Annotated in this window: 12 protein-coding genes and 1 pseudogene; 5 read left to right on the top strand and 8 right to left on the bottom strand. The window is 63.0% G+C overall.

What is annotated here, in order from left to right; translation table 11 throughout:
• Position 1 precedes the first annotated feature (1 nt).
• The 3 genes from A37A_RS0102100 to A37A_RS0102090 are packed head-to-tail and all read left to right on the top strand — an operon-like array spanning position 2 to position 3,159.
• On the top strand, positions 2 to 748 hold the full coding sequence (locus A37A_RS0102100) for a F0F1 ATP synthase subunit delta (RefSeq protein WP_018289894.1): 747 nt from the start codon (positions 2 to 4) through the stop codon (positions 746 to 748).
• A gap of 3 nt (positions 749 to 751) precedes the next feature.
• Positions 752 to 2,278, top strand: coding sequence for a F0F1 ATP synthase subunit alpha (locus A37A_RS0102095; RefSeq protein WP_018289893.1), 1,527 nt, complete (start codon positions 752 to 754; stop codon positions 2,276 to 2,278).
• Entirely contained in the window at positions 2,275 to 3,159 is an 885-nt protein-coding gene (locus A37A_RS0102090) for a FoF1 ATP synthase subunit gamma (protein ID WP_018289892.1), read from the top strand. Before A37A_RS0102095 ends, A37A_RS0102090 begins: the two co-directional genes overlap by 4 nt.
• Before the next feature lie 112 nt (positions 3,160 to 3,271).
• Here the strand turns inward: A37A_RS0102090 and A37A_RS21105 are convergent, their stop codons facing one another.
• From A37A_RS21105 to tnpA, 8 genes are all read right to left on the bottom strand, one after another.
• Positions 3,272 to 3,586 carry a hypothetical protein gene (locus tag A37A_RS21105; protein ID WP_018289891.1) on the bottom strand — a complete coding sequence of 105 codons (315 nt, stop codon included), beginning with the start codon at positions 3,584 to 3,586 and terminating at the stop codon, positions 3,272 to 3,274.
• A gap of 126 nt (positions 3,587 to 3,712) precedes the next feature.
• A complete protein-coding gene (locus A37A_RS0102080; protein WP_018289890.1) occupies positions 3,713 to 4,864 on the bottom strand; it encodes a hypothetical protein in 1,152 nt (383 codons plus the stop codon).
• A gap of 71 nt (positions 4,865 to 4,935) precedes the next feature.
• Positions 4,936 to 5,373 carry an Hg(II)-responsive transcriptional regulator gene (gene merR / locus A37A_RS0102075; RefSeq protein WP_155996583.1) on the bottom strand — a complete coding sequence of 146 codons (438 nt, stop codon included), beginning with the start codon at positions 5,371 to 5,373 and terminating at the stop codon, positions 4,936 to 4,938.
• Positions 5,374 to 5,511: 138 nt separating this feature from the next.
• Entirely contained in the window at positions 5,512 to 7,878 is a 2,367-nt protein-coding gene (locus A37A_RS0102070) for a phosphoketolase (RefSeq protein ID WP_018289888.1), read from the bottom strand.
• 157 nt (positions 7,879 to 8,035) lie between these two features.
• Positions 8,036 to 10,606: a DNA topoisomerase III gene (locus A37A_RS0102065; protein ID WP_026195590.1), complete on the bottom strand. Its 2,571-nt coding sequence runs from the start codon at positions 10,604 to 10,606 to the stop codon at positions 8,036 to 8,038.
• A gap of 79 nt (positions 10,607 to 10,685) precedes the next feature.
• Positions 10,686 to 11,783, bottom strand: coding sequence for a DNA-processing protein DprA (gene dprA, locus A37A_RS0102060; RefSeq protein ID WP_018289886.1), 1,098 nt, complete (start codon positions 11,781 to 11,783; stop codon positions 10,686 to 10,688).
• An 18-nt stretch (positions 11,784 to 11,801) separates the two neighbouring features.
• Complete coding sequence (locus tag A37A_RS0102055) at positions 11,802 to 13,364, bottom strand: hypothetical protein (RefSeq protein ID WP_018289885.1); 1,563 nt, start codon at positions 13,362 to 13,364, stop codon at positions 11,802 to 11,804.
• A complete protein-coding gene (gene tnpA / locus A37A_RS0102050) occupies positions 13,364 to 13,762 on the bottom strand; it encodes an IS200/IS605 family transposase (protein WP_020493879.1) in 399 nt (132 codons plus the stop codon). Before tnpA ends, A37A_RS0102055 begins: the two co-directional genes overlap by 1 nt.
• 152 nt (positions 13,763 to 13,914) lie before the next feature.
• Between tnpA and A37A_RS17945 the strand changes: the two are divergent.
• Positions 13,915 to 15,153, top strand: a pseudogene (locus tag A37A_RS17945) (Druantia anti-phage system protein DruA); the annotation flags it as partial.
• Complete coding sequence (locus tag A37A_RS21100) at positions 15,083 to 15,787, top strand: ISAs1 family transposase (protein ID WP_343122728.1); 705 nt, start codon at positions 15,083 to 15,085, stop codon at positions 15,785 to 15,787. The pseudogene A37A_RS17945 and the gene A37A_RS21100, both read left to right, overlap by 71 nt.
• The last annotated feature ends 83 nt before the right edge of the window (positions 15,788 to 15,870 follow it).

Below are 15,870 nucleotides of genomic sequence, written 5' to 3'. Positions count from 1 at the left end.
CGTGAGCTTCGACTGGACGACCTTCATCCTCCAGGTCCTCAACTTCCTGGTCCTGGTCTGGCTCCTGCACCGGCTCCTCTTCCGTCCGGTCTTGCGGCTGATCGCGGAGCGGAAGGCGGCGACGGCGAAGGCGTGGGAGGAAGCGCAGCGGGTCAAGAAGGAGGGCGGGGATCTGCAGAGCGCCTACGAGAACCGCATGGCCCTCTGGGAGGCGGAAAAGGAAAAGGCGCGCGCCAAGCTCCTCGAGGAGATGCAGGCGGAACGGAGCAGACTCCAGGCCGAAAATGATCGCCTCATGCAGGAAGAGCGGGAGAGGGCGCGAGCGGTGGAGGCCCACCGGCTGGCCATGCTTTCCCAGGAAGCCGAAACGCGCGCCCTGCGGATCGCCAGCCAGTTTGCCAGCCGCTTTCTTCGGGACTTGGTTACACCCGATCTCGAGGTCAAGCTGGTCGACCGCGCGATCGAGGAGATCGAGGGGCTTCCGCCGGAGAAGGTCGCGGAGATCCGAGACTCGGTAGAGCGGGGAGGAGTCCGACAGATCGAGGTGCGAACCGCATTTCTCCTGGAGGAAGCCCGACGCGACCGCTTGGCGAAGGCCTTGCAAAAGGCGTGCGGAAAGGAGTTGCCCTGCGAATCCCTCGTTGACGGTTCGCTCGGGGCGGGCGTTCGCGCCGTTATCGGCGGCTGGATGGTCCGCGCAAACGTGAAGGACGAGCTTTTGTTCTTTGCTTCGAAAGGAGAGAGCTAAATCATGCCGGAAAAAAAGGAACTTTCCCCGCTCGAGCAGAAGGCGAACTGGGTCGAGCAGTACCGGTTTGCGCCAGAGGTTGCCGAGTTCGGCCGGGTCACTTCCGTCGGCGACGGGATCGCCTGGATCGACGGCCTCTCGTCGGCCGCCATCGACGATCTTCTTGAACTAGAGGACGGGAGCCAGGCGCTGGTCTACAGCCTGAGCCAGGAATCGGTCGGGGTGATGCTGCTGGTAGAGACCAGCGGGCTGACGGCGGGTACGCTCGCCCATCGAACCGGAAGACGTCTGAGCATTCCCGTCGGGGACTCCCTGCTGGGAAGAGTGGTCGATCCGGTGGGAAACCCGCTGGACGGGAAGCCCGCGCCCGCTACCGATCGAGTGGGACTTTTGGAGGCTCCCGCGCCGGCGATCATCGACCGCGAGTATGTCGATCAGCCCCTCTATACGGGAAACAAGATCGTTGACGCGATGATCCCCATCGGCAAGGGGCAGCGGGAGCTGGTGATCGGCGACAACGGGCTGGGAAAGACGAGCTTTTGCCTCGACATGGTCGTGAGCCAAAAAGGGCGGGACGTGCTCTGCGTCTATGTCCTGATCGGGCAAAAGCGTTCGAGCATCGTCCAGGTCGTGGAGACGCTTCGGGCGCAGGGCGCCCTGGAATATACGGCGGTCGTGGTGGCCGAGGCGACCGCGCTTCCCGGGCTTCAGTACTTGGCGCCCTTTGCCGGCTGCGCCTTGGCCGAAGAGTGGATGCGTTCGGGGAGAGAGACGCTGGTGATCTACGACGATCTTTCGCAGCATGCGCAGACCTACCGGGAACTTTCTCTTCTGCTTCGCCGGCCGCCGGGCCGGGAAGCCTATCCGGGAGATATCTTCTACCTTCATAGCCGGCTATTGGAGCGGTCGACCCGGCTGGCCGCCGCCCAAGGGGGAGGAAGCTTGACGGCGATTCCGATCGTGGAGACCCAGCAGGGGGAGCTTGCTGCCTACATTCCCACCAACCTGATCTCCATCACCGACGGACAGGTCTTTTTCGAGCAGAGCCTCTTTGCGGCCGGCATGCTTCCCGCGATCGACGTGACCCGCTCGGTCTCCCGGATCGGGGGGGCGGCACAACATCCCGCTCTGCGGAAGGAGGCTGGACGGATGAAGCTCGATTACCTCCAGTTTCTCGAGCTCGAAGTCTTTACCCGGTTCGGAACCAAGCTGGAGGCATCGCTCGAGAAGAGAATCCATCGAGGCAGGCTTCTTCGCGATCTCCTCAAGCAGGAAAAGCTTGCGCCGGTAAGTCCCGAGCAGGAGCTCGGCTGGCTGGTGGCATTCAACGAGAACCTTTTTGACCCCATTCCGGGCGACCGGGTGCGTTCCGCCCAGGAGGCTCTTTTCGTCCGGATCCGCCAATCCGGCCTCACCCTCGAGGAGCCCCGAGAGCGTTGGCTGGCCCTCGCCAAGGAGGTGTTGGGCCCGCTGGCGCCGTCCGCCGCCCCTGGCCCATCCGAACGCCAACCCGCCTCTGCCGCCGCATGAGCCGTCGCCGCGAAATCCTCCACTACCGCCACTCCCTGCAGGAGATCGGCGAGATCATGAAGGCGATGAAAAACATGGCCCTGGTCGAGGTGCGCAAGCTCGCCAAATTTTCGGGCGTCCAGCGCGATCTGATCACGGCTCTCGAAGGGATAGCCAAAGGCTTCTACGGGGCGCATCCTGAGTTGCTGCCCCCGGTTCGTCCCGGTGAGCGTCCCACCTATCTCCTCTTGGGTTCGGAACGGGGCTTTTGCGCCGATTTCAACTCCTCGCTCGTCCGCTTTTGGGAGGAGCGGCTCAAGGCGGTCGCGGCAAAGGGCGACTACGAGCTGATCCTCGTGGGCGGGCGGCTGGAGGGGCGGGCGACGGGCTTCCCGAAGGTCTCCCGATCGTTGGTGGGGCCGAGCGTCTGGGAGGAGGTCGCCGACTTCCTCCCGCGGCTCATGGCCGCGATCCGGGAGCTGGTCGAGGCGGGTTCGACCGGGTTGATCGTCATCTTTCACGAGCCCGATCAGGAGTCGATCGAAGAGCGGAGGCTTTTGCCCCTTCCGATCGCCGCCGAAACGCTTCGGAAGGGGGCTGCGGAGGTTTCGCCTCTCCTGCAGATCTCGGCCCGGCACTTCTCGGAGGATCTGGTCGAAACCTATCTGCTGGCCGCGCTCCACGAGGCGATCTACTCGTCGCTTGCCGCCGAAAACCGCAAGCGGATGGAGCATATGCAGAACGCGCTCGACCGGTTGGACAAGCGGGTCGCCGAGTTGACGGGCGCGGCCAACCGCCTGCGTCAGGAGGAGATCACCGAGGAGATCGAGGTGATCCTGCTCTCGGCCGAAGCGCTTCAGCGACGGAAAGCGAGGAGAACGCTTGTGAGACAGGTAGGATAGGATGATGCCGACCCTGTGCCGGTGGAGGAATTTCCTTCGCGTGCGTCTTCCCCGGTGGCCGTTGGGATTGCACTGACTCCCTGAAACTCCCCATGGCTAAAACCAGGGGGTTCTAGAGAATAGAGATCCGGCTCTCCGGGGCTCTCGCTTGCGCTACAGCATCCCCGGCCTCGCCGGAACGGCTGCGAGGGCAGCCGCTTCCCATTTTCCCCTTCGACGGGCGACCCGCTCTGACGTTCCTGACGTGCGGTCGGGACAAGCCCTCCCGGCTCGCTGGTTTCTTCACTCTCGACATCGCCCGTCGCGGGAGCGGTTCCGCACCCGGCCAGGACTTTCCAACCCGGCTGATGTCGAGGAAATCCTTCTCGGAGCATTTCGCGAGAAAGGCGCTGTAGAGATCCCGCTGCACCGGGCTCGGTGCGGCCATCGCCGAAGACGTGCGTCCGCAAGAACGAGGAGCGGCTTCTTCACGTAGTGCCCGGTCGTATGGCGTCGAACTGCTCAAAGCGGGTCTTCCGGGGGTCGATCTCGATGAATCCGCCGCCAGCGCTCTTCAGCCTTTGGCGGCGAATCCTCTCCACCCCACCATCCCCGGAGCGCGCACCTCTTGACGCTCCGTCCGAAATATTCTTTTGAAAACTGCATATAGCATAGAGCTTCTCCCCCCCTTGATGGGTCTTTCCCTGCGCCAAATATCCGACTTCGCGAGATTGCCGTGCGCGGTCTTCCGTGCGGCGGCCAGCCGCCGCTCGGTTTCCGCGAGATCCCGTCGCCTGCGCTTGTAGCGTTCCGACCGGACCCAGCGCTTGGGTCCACGCTTGACGCATCCCTTCGCGTCGTAGTTTTCGGGATTGGTCGCCCGGCGGGACCGGTCCAAGGACCGCAAGATCCGCCGCGTCTCCCTCCAGGGCTGCTCGACTTCCGGGCAGAGCTTTTCCAGGCTTGCATCCGTTTCGGAGACGAAGGCCACTGTCGATGGCCCCAGATCGTACCCGACGACATCCTCTCCCGCGGGCCGAACCTGCGGGACGAGTCCTTCCTGGACGAGCTGCGCGTACCAGCGAATCCGGCCCCGGATCGTCCTGCGAAGGATGCGGACGTATTTGGTCCGGGCTTCCAGCGTGATGCGTTGACAGCCGCGCTTGTCCTTCGGATCGAGCCGAAGCGGCAAGACCAAGCCCGCCCAATGAATCGCCGGAACCGGTTCTTTCCGGAACCGGATCAGGGCATCGCCCTTGCCTTCGACACCGAGGTGGAACCGGCTGGCTGGCCTTGAATCTTGGCGGCCCCGAACGCCGAAGGCATAGCCCTGGACCGGCCTGAAAATGCCCGCAGACTCGCGGTCTGCGTGTTCGTGCGATCCGAGATGATCGCCGATGGAGCAGGCATCCCGGCATGCCTCCGCGAACTTCTGGATGGAGTCGCGAGTAAAACCGAATCGTTCCTGTGTTTTTCGGAAGCGGCTGGATCGCTCCTTGTTGGAGATCCGATTCCCGCTTTGTTCATCCATGACCGTTTTCGGCATCCGGCAAGCGTGCTGCCAGTCCTTGGATTGCCGCATCAAGGCCAGCCGGCGAAGGGCCTCGCCCAAGGAGGCATTGTAGATCTGGCGTGCTGCTGCGAGGCGCTTGGAGAGGGCAAGCTCGTCCGCCGCGGTCGTTCGCAACGGAAACTCGGCGATGAAAGATGGAGTCTTGGCTCGCATCGAATGCTCTCCAGCATCTTATACAGACGCGTAAATATCCATCAAGCTTTGCCTCGCCGCTCACCCCATGGCTAAAGCCAGGGGCTTGCGCGGCGATTTTCGGTCAGGCTTGCTCTGTCCTGGAGCGAGGCGATCAGCGGACACGAGACATTCCCCTGCCGCGAGTGGCAAGCGAACACCAGTTCGGACAGTGCGGCTTCTATGCGCACCAGGTCGGCGATCTTTTCGCGCACGTCCTTGAGCTTCTGCTCGGCCAGGCCGCCGGCTTCCTCGCAATGGGCGCCGTCGTCGAGTCGCAGCAGGTCCGCAATCTCGTTCAGGCTGAATCCCAGCCGCTGGGCCGACTTTACGAATTTCAGCCGAACCACGTCCGCGCCGCCATAGCGTCGGACACTGCCGTAAGGCTTGGCCGGTTCCGGCAACAGGCCCTTGCGCTGATAGAACCGAATCGTCTCGACGTTGACCCCGACCGCCTTGGCAAAACCGCCAATCGTCAGGTTCTCCCAAATGCTTTTCCTGTCGTCTGATCCGTACACTGATACGGAACTATAGTAACGCTATCCAATCGAAATTCAATCCTCCTCGCGATTGTAAGTCGGTAAGAGGGAAAAGCCCGAGAATCGCCGGCAATCCTTCCGTGCGCCTGTCTATCCGGCTGCCGGATGGGGCGCGCTCCACGTCCAGTTTTGAATCTCGGGCAGGTCGTCGAGATGGCTCTTCACGTAGATGCGGTGCTCGGCCAGCTTCTGTTCGAAGAGATCAATGACCGGCTGGACGCGGGAGGCCAGGCGGGGGACGCGGCGAAGCGCCTCGATGGCTAAGTGATAACGGCTCATCCCGTTGAGGACGACCATGTCGAAGGAAGTGGTGGTCGTTCCCTCCTCGAGATAGCCCCGCACGTGGAAGCGAGCCGGGTTGGGTCGACCATGCACGAGGTCGTGGACCATCCGCGGATAGCCGTGAAAGGCGAAGATCACCTCTTTATCCTCGGTGAAGAGGTTGACGAAATCCTGGTTGTCCACCCCGTGCGGATGGTAGGCGGGAGGGGACATGGTCATCAGATCGACCACGTTCACGACACGCACCCGCAGATCCGGGATGTGGGTCTGGAGCAGCCAGGCAGCAGCGATCGCTTCCAGGGTCGGGACGTCACCGGCGCATCCGAGGACGATATCGGGGTCTCCGCCGTCGTTCCCCGCCCACGCCCAGACGGAGGCGCCGCGGCCGCAGTGCTCCCGGGCCTCCTCCAGACTCAACCATTGAAGAGCAGGCTGCTTCTCGGCAATGATCAGGTTGACGTAGTGGCGGCTGCGCAGGCAGTGGTCGAGGGTCGAGAGGAGCGTATTCGTGTCGGGCGGAAGATAGATCCGGACGACGCCTCCCTTCTTGTTGATCAGTGTGTCGATAAATCCCGGCCCCTGGTGGGTATATCCGTCGTACTCCTGCCGCCAGACATGGGAGGTGAGCAGGTAGTTGAGGGAAGCCACGGGGTGGCGCCAAGGAATCTCCTTGTAGAGCTTGAGCCATTTGGCGTGCTGACTCGCCATCGAGTCAAGGACGGTGGCGAAGGCCTCATAGGAGACCAAGAGTCCGTGCCGCCCGGTCCAGAGGTAGCCTTCGAGCCAGCCCTCGCAGGCATGCTCGCTCAGGATTTCCATGACCCTTCCGTCCGGAGAGATGTGGTCGTCCCCCGGCAGGAGCTTGGAAACCAAGCAGCGATCGGTCACCTCGAAGACCGCGCCCAGCCGGTTCGAATCGGTCTCATCCGGGCAGAAGACCCGGAAGTTGTTGGGATTGCGTCGAAGGACGTCGCGGACGAAGCTGCCCGCTACCCGCGTGGCTTCCGAGTCCACCGCCCCGCGCGGCTTGATCGCGACCGCGTAGTTGGCGAAGTCGGGCAAGTCGAGCTCGACCAGGAGCTTCCCGCCGTTGGCGTAGGGGCTCGCTCCCATGCGGAGATCCCCTTTCGGGGCCAGTGCTTCGAGGTCCGCGCGAAGGCAGCCATTCTCCTCGAAGAGCTCTTCAGGCTTGTAGCTGCGTAGCCAGCTTTCCAGGAGCCGGAGATGTTCGGGGTTCTCGCCGGCGTCCATCAAGGGCGAGCGATGGGAACGGTAGGTGCCCTCCAGGGCTACGCCGTCCACAGCCTTGGGGCCGGTCCAACCGTCCGGAGTGCGGAGCAGGATCAAGGGCCACCGGGGACGTCCCTTGCCGCCGTTTTCCCGAGCCTCCTTTTGAAAGGAGCGGATCTGCTCGTAGGCCTGGTCGAGGGCCTTTGCCAATTCGGGATGAACCTTGGCGGGGTCGGAGCCGGCAACTGTTAGCACCTGGTAGCCGAAGCCCGAGAAGAGCAGGCGGAGTTCCTCGTCCTCCATCCGGCCGAAGACCGTGGGGCCGGAAAGCTTGCCGTCGTTGATGTGGAGGATCGGCAGCACCGCCCCGTCTCGCTTCGGGTTGAGGAAGTTGATCGACTGCCAGCTTCCGGAGAGAGGGCCGGTCTCCGCCTCGCCGTCGCTAACGACGGCGGCCGCGATCAACTCAGGGTGGTCGAAGACCGCTCCGAACGCATGGAGCAGGGAGTAGCCGAGCTCTCCCCCTTCGTGGATCGAACCCGGGGTCATCGCCGATACGTGGCTCGGCACGCCTCCCGGCGAGGAGAACTGCCGGCAAAACCGGGTGAGCCCGTCGAGGCTTCGGGGAATCTCAGGGAAAAATTCGGAATAGGTCCCCTCCAAGTAGACGTTGGCCAAAATGGCCGAGGCGCAGTGGCCCGGGCCGGTGAGGAAGAGGAGCCGGGCGCCGGTATCCTGGATCAGCCGATTGAGATGGACGTAGATCAAATTGAGTCCCGGAGCGGAGCCCCAATGGCCGCGAATCCGCGGCTTGAGATGCTCGGGGCGGAGCGGTGCCCGCAGAAGAGGGTTTTCCTTGAGGTAGAATTGCGCCGCGGCCAGATAGTTGGTCGCGCGCCAATAGGCGTCGAGCTTTTGCAGTCTTTCAGCGGAGAGCGGGTTCATGTGCGGATGAATTCTCCTGAGCGAGGGTTACGGTGGATGCGCCGAGCATCGACGCTATACACAGCTTGGCAAAAGGCCCGCCTCGATGGCAAGCGAGATTCGCCTTCCCAGGGAGTCCCCGCGCAAGCCGCGGGAGAACGCTTGGGCAATACGCAGGCTAACCGTTTTTCTTGCGCACCCGGGCGGAGGATTGCTTCCCGGAGCTTTTCCTGGCTTTGACGGAGGTTTCGCCGGTTCTCTTGGGCGGACGGCGGGAGCCCGTCTTCGAAGATGGGGCCGCGGGGATGCGCTTCTCGAAGGCAAAGCCGATCTTCCCGCCTTCCTTGAGTTCCAGGAAGGCCGAGAATCGGCGCTTGGTCTTTCGAGAGAGGAAGCCCGGGAGGAGCCCGGTCTTTCGCTCCCGGAGCAGCTGGGCAATCTCCTCGCGGGAAATCTCACGGCTGAGGATCTGTTTGCCGATGCGGAAGGAGCAGCTTGGGCTCTCTTTCAGGGCATGCTCGCAGGCATAGGCGGTCGCCGTCTCGTAGACCGCGGCGCCGTCCACCGGGCAGGAGCCGAGAGACTCTTCGTTCACGATCTGGTGGGACTCGCCTTCGGAGCCACTTTCGGGAAAGACAAAGGTGATCTTCCCTTCGGGTCCGAGCTTGAGCCGGGCCGAGAAGGGCTGGCCGGATCGGCTTCGGAAGCCCGAAAGAGGTCCGATCTCGCCTTGCTGGACGAGCGCCGACAGCTCTTCGCGGGTCAGAGGCCGGCCGGCCAGGAACTTGCTGATTCGAAAGCCGCCGGCGGAGCGGTAATCATAGAGGGTCTCCACAAGGGGAGAGCCGTCGACGGGGCTCTTGACCTCCATGGGTTTGGCATAGGCCTCGGCCGAGCCGAAGCGGCGCGCATCGTCTACAATCTGGTGGGTCAAGCGACAGATCTCCTCCATGAAGCGGGGCCGGGTGAACGAGCCGCGCTCGATCTGCTGGAGCTTCCACTCCCAGTCGCCGGTCATCTCGGGAGAAGAGAGGACGGGAATCCCCGCGGCCTGCAGGAGATCGAAGAGAGCAAAGGCCTTCGGGGTGGCCAGGAGCTCCCGCGCCTGCCGGCGAAGATATTCCTCCTGGACGAGCCCTTCGATGATGGCCGCCCGGGTCGCGGGTGTCCCCAAGCCTTTCTTGGCCATGGCTTCGCGGAGCTGTTCCTCCTCGACGAGCTTTCCCGCATTTTCCATGGCCGAGAGAAGAGTCGCCTCCGTGAAATGGGGAGGAGGCTTGGTCGAGAGCCCTACAACCTCCAGGGCTTCTGCTCGGGCCGTCGTCCCGTCCGGCAGCGGAGCAAGGTGCGTCTCTCCCACTCCGCCCGCCTCCGCGGCAGCTTCTCTCCCATAGACGGAAAGCCATCCTGGCTCGCGGAGGATCTTCCCCTCGGTGCGAAATTTCTCTTCTTCGATCGTCGTAATTCGGGTGACCGCCTCGAAGCGGGCCGGAGGGTAGAAGGCGGCGAGGAAACGCTTGCAGACCAATTCGTAAATGCGCTGCTCCGCCGGGTCGAGGCTGCCCGGCAAGGTCCCCGTCGGGATGATCGCGAAGTGGTCGGAGACCTGGGTATTGTCGAAGATCCGCTTGTTGGGGCGGATCCAGCCTTTCTCGAGAATCGCTCGGGCCACCCCATTCCACAGGGAGGCGAGCTTTTCCACGATGCCGCGAACGGTCGGCTGGTAGTCTTCGGGAAGATGGCGGGAGTCGGTTCTCGGGTAGGTGAGGGCCTTGTGGGTCTCGTAGAGAGCTTGGCCGATCTGCAGAGTCCGCTTGGCGCTGAAGCCGAACCGTCCGTTGGCCTCCCGCTGGAGAGAGGTAAGGTCGAACAGGGGCGGAGGAGCTTGGAGAACGGCCTTCCGCTCTTCGGTGACGGAGCCGCTCTTTCCGAGACATTTCTCGCGGATCGCGTGGGCCCTGGCCTCCTCCCAGATCCGCTCCGGACGCCCTTCTGCGGCTTCGGTCCTCCTTCCGGAGTTGACCAAGGGATCGAACCAGCGGCCGGGATAGGAGTTCGAGGATGCCTGGAAGGTCCCGTGGACCTCCCAATAGTTCCGGGGACGGAAGTCCTGGATCTCCCGATCGCGCTGGACGACGACCGCCAGGGTGGGCGTCTGCACCCTTCCTACGGGCGTGAGCGCAAAGCCGCCGGGTCTGGAGTGGAGTGCGGTCATCGCTCGGGTGCCGTTGATTCCAATGAGCCAATCGCTCTCGGAGCGGCAAAGAGCCGCCTGCGCCAGTGGCTCCATTTCCGCCTGTGGCCGAAGGTGATTCAAGGCCTGGCGGATCGCCTCCGGGGTCATCGATTGGAGCCAGAGGCGGTCGACCGGCTTTTTTACGTCGGCGTAGTCGATGAGATAGCGGAAGATGAGCTCGCCTTCTCTTCCCGCGTCGCAGGCGTTGATCACGCGTTCGACGTCGGCTCTCCGGAGCAGCCGGAGCAGCAGGTCGAGCCGCTGCTTGGTCTGGGGGATCGGTCGCAGCCGAAAGGAGGAAGGGAGGATGGGGAGATGGTCGAGGGACCACCCCTTGTGCTTCTGGTCCATCTCGCCCGGTGGGCAGAGTTCGACCAGATGACCGATCGCCGACGAGATGACATAGCGATCGTTTTCATAGGTCTCGTGGCGACCGTGGGGTAAGCCGCCGATCGCCGAGGCGAGATCGGCGGCAACGCTTGGCTTTTCCGCGATGATGAGAGTCTTGGCCATGAATTTCCGAACGAAGCGCTCTTCTTTCGCGGCCATTTTCCCAAGCGTCTCCCAAGTCACGGGTTTCCGCCGCCTTGTGCTAGGCGACGCGCACGAAGGCGTTTCCTGGAAGCCGACGAACAAGCTGCTTCATTTCGAGTCGCAGCAACGTAGAAGAGACGGTGGGCGATGGCAACCCCGTTCTCGCGACGATCGCGTCGAAGGGGCTCTCCTCCAGGCCGAGTGCAGCAAAGACTGTGCGCTCTTCCTTGGTCAGGGAGGAGGGAAGGGGCCTCTCCTGGGCTACGGGAGCCGTCGGAAGCCAGAGCGCAAGCTCCGAGGTGATGTCGCCGGCTTCCATGACCAGCTTGGCTCCTTGCTGGATCAGCCGGTTGGAGCCGACGGCCAGAGGATTGTCGATCCGTCCGGGAACCGCGAAAAGCTGTCGGCCCTGCTCGAGGGCGCACCGGGCGGTCAAGAGCGCGCCGCTGGCCCCCGGCGCCTCGATCACGAGCACTCCCGAGGAGAGGCCGCTGATGAGGCGGTTGCGCTGCGGGAAGGTGTGGCGCGCGGGAGCCGTGCCGAGAGGGAACTCGCTCAAGAGGCAGCCCGCGCCGGCAATCCGCCGGGCGAGTTCCTCGTTTTCCGGCGGGTAGACATGATCGATCCCACAGCCGAGGATCGCCCAGGTGGAGCCTTGGGCGGCGAGAGCGCCCATGTGAGCAGCGGTGTCGATGCCGCGCGCCAGCCCCGAGATTACCGGGATGCCGGCATAGGCGAGCTGGAAGGAGAGGCGGCGGGCTGTCTCGATTCCATAGACGCTCGTTCGGCGCGATCCGACGATTGCGATTCCGCGCAGCCAGGGATCAGGACGCTTGCCGCGGAGATAGAGCAGAAGCGGGGGATCGGGAATTTCGCCCAGGGCTTCCGGGTAGCCCGGCCCTCCAAGGAAAAGGAGATCGATCCCCAGTTCTTGGCAGCGGGCGATCTCGATTTGGGCGCGAACGGGATCGGCGCAGCGAATTTCCGCGGCCAGCCTCGGTCCGATCCCGGGGAGCTGTGAGAGGGTTGACTCTCTCGCGGCAAAGACCGCTTCCGCCGAACCGAATGCCTCGCGCAGCCGGCGCGCCCGCGCCGAGCCGATTCCCGGAAGCAGATGGAGAAGGACCGTGGCTTCTTGAACGCTGATCCTCCCCATGGCTAAAGCGAGGGGGTTCTAGGGAATAGGGATCCAGCTCTCCGGGGCTCTCGCTTGCGCTACAGCCTCTCCGGCCTCGCTGGAACGGCTGCGAGGGCAGCCGCTTCCCATTTTCCCCTTCGACGGTCGACCGGCTCTGACGCCCAGGACGTGCGGTCGGGACAGGCCCTCCCGTCTCGCCGGTTCCTTCCCCCTCGACATCGCCCGCCGCAGGAGCGGTTCCGCACCCGGCCAAGCCTTTCGGACTTGGCGGATATCGAGGAAATCTTTCTCGGAGCATTTTGCGAGAAACGCGCTGTAGAGATCCCGCTGCACCGGCTCGGTACGGCCACCGCCGAAGACGTGCATCCGCTGCGAGAGCGGCTTCTTCACGTACTGCCCGGTCGTATGGTCGAACTGGCTCAAGCGGGTCTTCCGGGGATCAATCTCAATGAGTCCGCCGCCGGCGCTCTCAGCCTTGCGGCGAATCCTCTCCACCCATATCCCCGGAGCGCGCACCTTCACGCTCCGTCCGAAATTCTTTTGCAAGCTCCTATAGCATAGCTTTTCCCCCTGGATGATTTTCCCCTGCGCTAAGATGCGGTTCGCGAGATTCCCATGCGCGGTCTTCGGCGCAGCGGTCAGCCGTCGCTCGGTTTCGGCGAGATCCCGTAGCCTCCGCTTGTGGCGTTCCGAACGGATCCACCGCTTTGTCCCGCGATTCACCCGACCCTCGGTGTCGTAATTTCCGGGATTGGTCGCCCGGCGGGACCGGTCCAGGGACAGCAAGATTCGCCGCGCCTCCTTCCAGGGCTGCTCGACTTCCGGGCAGAGCCTTTCCAGGCTGGCATCGGTGTCCGAGACGAAGGCCACCGTGGAAGGCGCCGGGTCATAGCCGACGACACCTTCTCTCATGGGCCTGACTTGCGGAGACAGTCCCTCCTGGATGATCTGGCAGTACCAGCGAGCCCTGCCTCGAATGGTTCGGCGAACGACGCGCACGTACTTGGTCCGGGCCTCCAGCGCGATCCCTTGCCAGCCGCGCTTGTCCTTGGGATCGAGCCGAAGCGGCAAGACCAACCCCGCACAGTGAATCGCCGGAACCGGTTCTTTCCGGAAGCGGATCACGGAATCGCCCTTGCCTTCGACCGAGTGGAACCGCCTGGCCGACTTGAATCTCGGCCGGCCCCGGATACCGAAGGCATACTGCTGGACGGCCTGGAATGCCCGCAGACTCGTCGTTTGCGTGTCGTGCGAACCGAGATGATCGCCGATCAAGCAAGCGTCCCGGCAGGATTCCGCGAACTTCTGGATGGAATCACGAGTAAAACCGAATCGTTCCTGGGTTTCTCGAAAGAGACGCGATCGCGCCTTGTTACCGATTCTCTTTCCGCTCCGTTCCTCCATGACCGTTTTCGGCATCTTGCTGGCACGCTGCCAGTCCTTGGATTGCCGCATCAAGGCCAAGCGGCGCATGGCCTCGCCCAAGGAGGCGTTGTAGATCTGACGAGCAGCGTCCAGCCGCTTAGAGAGAATCGCCTCGTCCTCTGCGGTCGTTCGCAACGGAAACTCGGCGATGAAGGATGGAGTCTTGGCTCGCATCAGATACGCTTCTGATTCTCGATGTACTGTTTAACCATCGCCAGCGGAGCTCCGCCGACGGTCGCAACGAAATCGCTGTTGGCCCATAAAGCTGGCATGCCGCAGCGCAACTCCGGGAACTCGTGGCGAAGAGGGGCTGACGTCCGTCCCTGGATCCGGCGCACGAGACGATCAATACCATACTGAGGATCGCAGCCGACAAGCAGGGGAACAGGATCGGGCATGACCTCCCTCTCGATCGGATCGGCATTCTTCTCGACAAGAAGATCGAGGATCACCTCTTTCCGCCGTCGGTCGATTGGCTTCCCCAACACCTTCCTCCGGTACTTCGGACACCATGCGACAGGATACTGGCAAGAAAATACGCCGTTCCTGTTGCGGCAATACGGCACCACCACTCTTATACACTTGTTTTCCTGTATTGCAATCCTACGCCGCTCACCCCATGGCTAAAGCCCAGGGTCTTTTTTTATGAACGGCCAAGTCATTCTGCGCCAGGGAGGGAAAGAAAGGCTAGACATGAGGCGACTTTTTCGATGCCATAGGCTCGATGAAACAGCTTTTCCATTTAAGAGCCTATGGGGCAAGGGATTGCGGACTGGAAGTTTCGATTGCCAGTTCACCGGAAGAAATCGAATGGTTCGATGGGCAGTTGAAGGAGCGCCACTATCTGGGGGCGGGGCGATCGGTGGGCGACGATTTACGCCAGGTCATTGCCCAAGGTGGGCAGGCGGTGGCGCTGCTGGTTTGGGGGCCGGCCTGCTACGCGCTCAAGGATCGGGATCGGTGGATTGGATGGAGCGCCGTACAGCGGGTGGAGCGGCTCAAGTTGATCGTACAAAATCGGCGCTTTTTGCTGCTCACCTCCAAAGGGCAGGCGCCCAATCTGGCCTCTCAAGCTTTGGGAGCGGCCTTGCGGGCGTTGCCGGGACAGTGGCGGGATCGCTTTGGCTACACTCCGCTTTTGGCCGAGAGTTTCACCGATCCGGAGGCCTATGCGGGGACCTGCTACAAGGCGAGCAACTGGGAGGCGGTAGGCTACAGCGCGGGCTACAGCCGCCATCGGGCCGATTTTTACCTGCCCAACGACCGGCCCAAGCGGCTCTGGCTGCGTCCTCTTTCGGCGCAAGCGCGGCAAACCTTACGGGCGGCCCAATTACCCGAAGAGTGCCGCGCCGGTTTGAGCGCGCGGCCCTCGGGCACGCTGCCGGTCAACGCCCAGCAGCTCGACTCATTGCTGGAGGTCTTTTGGAAAGCGCCCGATCCGCGCAAGAAGAACGTCCACTACCCTGTCGGGTCGGTGTTGACCTTGATCGCGATGGCGCTTTTGGCCGGGCGGCGGGAGATCGCCGAGATCGCCCATTTTGCCACCAGTCTGACCCAGCCCCAACGCCGTCGGCTGGGCTTGCCGCTCAAGAAGGGCACCGGAGGCTTTCATCCGGTTCCCGGCCACAGTGTCTTCTACCAGGTGCTCACCCGCATGGATCCCGAAGCCTTCGCTTCCAGGCTCACCGACTGGTTGCAAGCACAGGGCGGCACGCTGCCGCAGGCGCTGGCCTTGGACGGCAAAATGATTCGTCATCATATTGGCCTCCTGACCTTGGCCCAACAGGAGGACGGCGCCCCGCAAGCGGTGGCGGTCCACGACCAAAAGCAGGACACGCCCCGTTGCGAACAAAGCGCGGCGGTGGCGCTGCTGGAAAAGCTGCCGGCCCTGGATGGCAAAATCATCACCGCCGACCCATTGCATTGTCAGCGGCGCCAAGCCCGTCTCATCGTCGAAAAAGGGGGCGATTACCTGTTCGGGATCAAGGGAAATCAGCCTCGTTTGCTCCAAGAGGCTCAAGCCTTGGATGCTTTGCCCGACACACCCCCTTTTTACCGACAACCGATCCGGTCATGGCCGAGTCGAAACCCGCGAGCTTTATGCCTTCCCCATCGAGCCCCTGGCTGTCGACTTCCCCTTTGCCCGCGCCCTGATCGTGGTGCGCAGCCAACGCATGCAGAAAAAGAGCGGCCTCACCACCACCGAGTCCCGTTACTACCTCTCCAGCGCGCCACCGGATCAGTATTCGCCCCAAAAATGGTTGGACTTGATCCGAGGACATTGGGGCGGGGCCGAAATCCGCAATCATTGGCGACGCGATGTCCTGATGGGCGAAGACCGTTCCCGTTCCCATCAGCCCAACCTGCTGGCCAACTTGGCGCTCATCCGTAACGCCCTCCTCTCGCTCCTCTCCGAACGCCTCGGCGAACAATCCCTCGCGCAGTTCGGCGAACGATTCTGCTCCAGCCCCAAAGAATGTCTGGCCATCCTTGCCGCCGCAGGAACGCCAAAACAAATAACCCTGGCTTGCCACCAGGACGAAGGCGTGCACGCCACTCCCTCTCTCCCGGCCCATGTTTGGGGGAAGGTCTCGTAAGTCGTTGCGAGGCAGTACCCGTCATTTCAAATTGGCACTACAGGACCCATTTTTGCCCTTTGGGGCGGCGGCTCCCGGGCAGA

It is taken from the genome of Verrucomicrobium sp. 3C (assembly GCF_000379365.1).
GTDB lineage: Bacteria > Verrucomicrobiota > Verrucomicrobiia > Methylacidiphilales > Methylacidiphilaceae > Methylacidimicrobium.
The sequence above is the reverse complement of the archived record's forward strand: the minus strand, read 5'-3'. Positions and strand labels throughout refer to the sequence as shown.